Origin of the sequence: Phenylobacterium sp., assembly GCF_035475775.1 — a bacterium.
In the GTDB taxonomy this organism is placed as follows: domain Bacteria; phylum Pseudomonadota; class Alphaproteobacteria; order Caulobacterales; family Caulobacteraceae; genus Phenylobacterium.
In genome coordinates this window covers 1-4,436 of record NZ_DATIMC010000080.1, presented here as the reverse complement: position 1 = coordinate 4,436, position 4,436 = coordinate 1, and the positions used below count along the sequence as shown (strand labels likewise).

Annotated in this window: 3 protein-coding genes; 1 reads left to right on the top strand and 2 read right to left on the bottom strand. The window is 73.4% G+C overall.

Annotation, left to right across the window (positions count from 1 at the left end):
* Positions 1-2,918, bottom strand: a 2,918-nt coding sequence (locus VLI41_RS10350; protein ID WP_325267997.1) for an FAD-binding and (Fe-S)-binding domain-containing protein, incomplete at its 3' end; no start/stop codon positions are given.
* Positions 2,919-2,993: 75 nt separating this feature from the next.
* Positions 2,994-3,965, bottom strand: a complete 972-nt coding sequence (locus VLI41_RS10345; protein WP_325267996.1) for a sensor histidine kinase — start codon at positions 3,963-3,965, stop codon at positions 2,994-2,996.
* Positions 3,966-4,283: 318 nt separating this feature from the next.
* On the opposite strand from VLI41_RS10345, the gene VLI41_RS10340 reads away from it, so the two are divergent.
* A complete protein-coding gene (locus VLI41_RS10340; RefSeq protein WP_325267995.1) occupies positions 4,284-4,436 on the top strand; it encodes a hypothetical protein in 153 nt (50 codons plus the stop codon).

Genomic DNA, 4,436 nt, shown 5'->3' with positions numbered 1-4,436 from the left:
CCCGCCAGCAGCTCGGCCACGTGCAGGGTCGGCCGTCCGGCGCCCTGCTCGATCTGTTCGCGGCAGGAAAAGCCGTTCGCCAGGATCACCCATTCGGCCGGCGCGGCGCGCACCTGCGGCAACAGCACCCGCTCGGCGGCGCGCATCGAGACCTCGTACTTCGCCGCCTCGAAGCCGAAGGCGCCGGCCATGCCGCAGCAGCCGGAGGCCATCGCCTGCGCCTCCACGCCCACGGCCTGCAGCACCCGCATCTCCGCCGCCGCATCGAGCACCGCGTGGTGGTGGCAGTGGAGCTGCACCTTGGCCTTGACCGCGCGGCCCAGGCTCGGGTGCGCCCCTTCGCGGTCGAGGAACTCGGTGAGGAACAGGGTCTGGGCGCTCAGCCGGCGGGCCCGCTCGTCGGCCGGGAACAGGCCCGGCAGCTCGTCGCGAAAGGCGCTGACGCAGGCCGGCTCCAGGCCCACGACCGGGACACCCGCCGAGATCGGCTCGCCCAGGGCCTCCAGCGTCCGCGTCCAGAGCCCCCGCGCCTGGTCGACCCAGCCCCAGTCGTAGAGCGGCCGCCCGCAGCACAGCGCGGCCGCCGGGACCTCCACCCGGTAGCCCAGCCCCTCCAGCACTCCGACCGCGGCGATCGCCGTCTGCGGCCGGAAGAAGTCGTTGAAGGTGTCCGGGAACAGCAGCACGCGCCGGCCCTGAGCGCGCGGTCCGCCGCGCGCCCGCCACCAGGCGCGGAAGGTCTGGCGGGCGAAGGCCGGCATGCGCCGCGCCTGGGCGACGCCCGCCGCCGACTTGGCGAGCGTGGCGAGCCCGGGCGCCCGCGTCGCGAGATTCGCCAGCCAGGGCGCGTGCTGGGCAAGCTCCGCCCAGCGGCGGATCTGGCCCATGGCGTAGGCGGCCCGCGGCCGGAGACGGCCTTCGTAGTGCCGCGCCCGGAACTCGGCCTTGTAGGTCGCCATGTCGACGTGCACCGGGCAGTCCGACTTGCAGCCCTTGCAGCCCAGGCAGAGGTCGAGCGCCTGTTCGACGGCGCGGCTCTTCCAGCCGTCGTCGATCAGCCCGCCGTGCACCATCTCGAACAGCAGGCGCGCGCGGCCGCGCGTGGAGTGCGTCTCCTCGCGCGTGGCCATGAAGCTCGGGCACATCACCTTGTCTTCGCTGCCCGGCGCGCGGCAGGACCCGACGCCCACGCAGCGGGTCACCGCCTTGGCGAAGTCGCCGCCGTCCTGCGCATAGGCGAAGCGGCCGGGCATGGGCGGCGGGCGGAAGTCGGGCCCGATCCGCAGGTTGGAGGCGATCGGGTAGGGATCGATCACCTTGCCCGGGTTCATCCGCCCTTTCGGATCCCAGATCGCCTTGAAGGCGCGCTGCGCGGCCATCAGCTCGGGGCCGTACATCTTCTCCAGCAGCGCGCCGCGCGCCTGGCCGTCGCCGTGCTCGCCGGAGAGCGAGCCGCCGTAGCGCACCACCAGGTCCGCCGCCTTGTCCAGGAACAGGCGCCACTGCTCGACGCCTTGCTGGCTCGTCAGGTCGAAGTTGATGCGCGTGTGGACCAGGCCGTCGCCGAAGTGGCCGTAGAAGGCGCCCTGGTAGCCGAAGGCCTCCAGCAGCTTCCTGAGCTCGCGCAGGTAGCGGCCGAGGTCCTCGCGGCGCACGGCGCTGTCTTCCCAGCCGGGGTAGGTGTCGCCGACGCCGGGCACATGGGTCGAGGCGGCGAGCGCATCCTCGCGCACCTTCCACAGGCTGGCCTGGGTGGCGGCGTCCTTGACCACGGCGGCGCGGCGCTGCGGCCCGCCGAACGCCTTGGCGAACGCCTGCGCCTTGGCCTGCGCCGCCTCGCCCGTGTCGCCGCCGAACTCCACGAACAGCCAGCCGTCGCCGGGCGGCAGGGCCTTCAGCTCTTCGGCGTCCTGGTGCTTGCGGCGCAGGAACTCGGCCACCTCGCCGCCCATCGCCTCCAGGCCGATCGGCCGGTGGCCCAGGATCTCGCAGACCGCATCGGCGGCCTGGAAGATGTCGGGGAAGGCCACGACCACCAGCCGCCGCTCCGGCGGGCTCGCGACCAGGTTCAGCGTGGCGCCCAGCACCATGGCGCAGCCGGCCTCGGTGCCCACCAGGGCGCGGGCCACGTTGAAGCCCTTGTCCCAGGCGAGCTGGTCGAGGTTCTCGTAGCCGGAGACGCGGCGGGGAATCTGCGGATAGGTCTTCTCGAACAGGCGGCCGTAGCGGTCCCAGAGCTCGCGCATGGCGCGGTAGATCTCCGCCCGGCGGCCGCCCTCGGCCAGGATGCGCTGGTAGGCCTCGGGCGAGGTCGCCCCGACGCTCATCCTCAGGCCGTCATAGGTCACCACCTCCAGGCTCTCGACGTTGTCCGCCGTCCGCCCGGCCGTCAGCGAATGGGCGCCGCAGGAATCGTTGCCGATCATGCCGCCCAGGGTGTTGCGGCTGTGGGTCGCCGGGTCGGGCCCGAAGGTCAGGTGACGCCGCTCGGCCTCGCTCCGCAGGTTGTCGAGGATGCAGCCCGGCTCGACCGCCGCCAGCTTGCGATCGGCATCGATCGAGACCACGCGGTGCATGTATTTCGAGAAATCGAAGATCACCGCCGCGTTGCAGGTCTGCCCCGCCAGGCTCGTGCCGCCGCCGCGCGGCGTCACCGGCGCGTCGAAGTCCGAACAGACGTCGAGCGCCGCCACCGCATCCTCCGCCGAGCGCGGCAGCACCACGCCGATCGGCGCCTGGCGGTAATTGGAGGCGTCGGTGGAATAGAGCGCCCGGTCGCCGCCTCCGAAGCGCACCTCGCCCGCGATGGCGCGGCCGAGCGCGCGCGCGAGCTCCTCGCGCCGTCCCGCCGGGAACGACGCCCCGCCGGCGCGGCGGTCGATCACCGTATGCGAGCCGCCAGGTCCCGCGTCGTCCATCTGCAATGCTCCGCCGCTCGCCCAGGATCGGACAGCGAGGTAACCGCCCAGGCGGCGCCGGCGATCCCGCCCGCCTCAGCCGCGCACCTGGAAGGTCGCCGACCAGGTGAGGCCGCCGGCGGCGAAGGCGACCGTCGCCGGCCGGCCGGACTCCAGCCCGCGGCGCAGCAGCTTCAGGCCCGAGCCGGTCCGCTGCGGCTCCCGCGCGCAGGCGCCGCCCTGCTCCGTCCAGGAGATCTCGCCGGTGCGGCCGGCGCGGGACCAGTGGATGCGCACCCGCCCGGCCTCGGCCGAGAGCGCGCCGTGCTTCAGCGCATTGGTCGCCAGCTCGTGCAGGCAGAGCGCCAGCGCCGCGGTCTGAGGCCCGTCGAGATCGAAGGGCTCGCCGGACCAGGCGATCCGGTCGCGGGCCTGGAACGGGGCGAGCACCGCCTCGACGACCTCCCCGACGCCGGCCTTCAGCGCCGCGTCGCGGCTGAGCAGCCGCTGGGCCGCCGACAGCGAGGTCATGCGGCCGAGGAAGCGCTCCATGAAGGTCGGGAGGTCGGCCGCGCCGCGCGCGGATTCGGCGGCCAGCGCCTCGACCACCGCCAGGTTGTTCTTGACCCGGTGCTGCAGCTCGCGCGCCAGCACCCGCTCCGCCTCGCGCGCCTGCTCCAGGCTCACGACCAGGCGGCGGATGGCGACCACGCCGGCGATGATCCCGCCGCCGTCGACCAGCAGCGCGACCAGTCCCGCGCCTTCGTGCGGCGCGAGCACGAACGAGCCCGGCTCGCCCAGGAACAGGTACCAGGCGCCGATCATGGCGAGCACCAGGCAGCTCACCCCGCCCGCAATCCCACCGTAGAAGGTGGCGAGCATCAGGGCGGGAAACAGGGCGATCAGGCGCTCTTCGCCGCCGAGCAGGGGCGCGAGGATCCAGCGCAGCGCGATCGAGCCCGCCGCTGCGAGCACGCCCAGCGCCAGCGCCGGCCCCGGCCGTAGCTGCGGCGGCGCCTTGAGCCCGTCCTTCCTGCGCTGCGGCGCGCGTCCGCCCTCGTCGTCCATCCCGCCCTCGCCGGTGCGCGCGCAGCATGGCGCCGTTATGGCGGCGGCGTCAGGGAGGATTGCGGCGCCGCTCGCCGACCCCTCTGGCCGGGCCTGGGATTGCGGTGGCAGGGCGCTCGACGCCCGGGCGGCCGCGAACCGCGGCTGCCAATCAGCGGGCTTCACCGTAATTCGCAAATCCTGAAGCAAGCTCGCATGCGCCGAGAAGGTCTGGAGCGGCGCGGCTGCGATCGCGCCAAGATAAGGCCCATAGCGTACAGACCGCCTGGTCCTCGATCTGCCAGGCCCGCGAGCGAATAAGAATGGTCGGAGGGCCCTGTGAAGCGGCTGGACGACTACAGGCGCAACGCTGAGGACTGCCGCGAATTGGCGCGACGCATGCCGCCCGATCAGCAGAGGCAGCTTCTGGAGATGGCCGAGCAGTGGGATCGGCTGCGGGTGCAGCGCGAGCGCGATCTGGGTTTGCGCTGA

Bases quoted from the DNA above. Each gene is read 5' to 3' on its own strand.
- VLI41_RS10345 (WP_325267996.1), bottom strand. From the start codon at position 3,965: ATGGACGACGAGGGCGGACGCGCGCCGCAGCGCAGGAAGGACGGGCTC.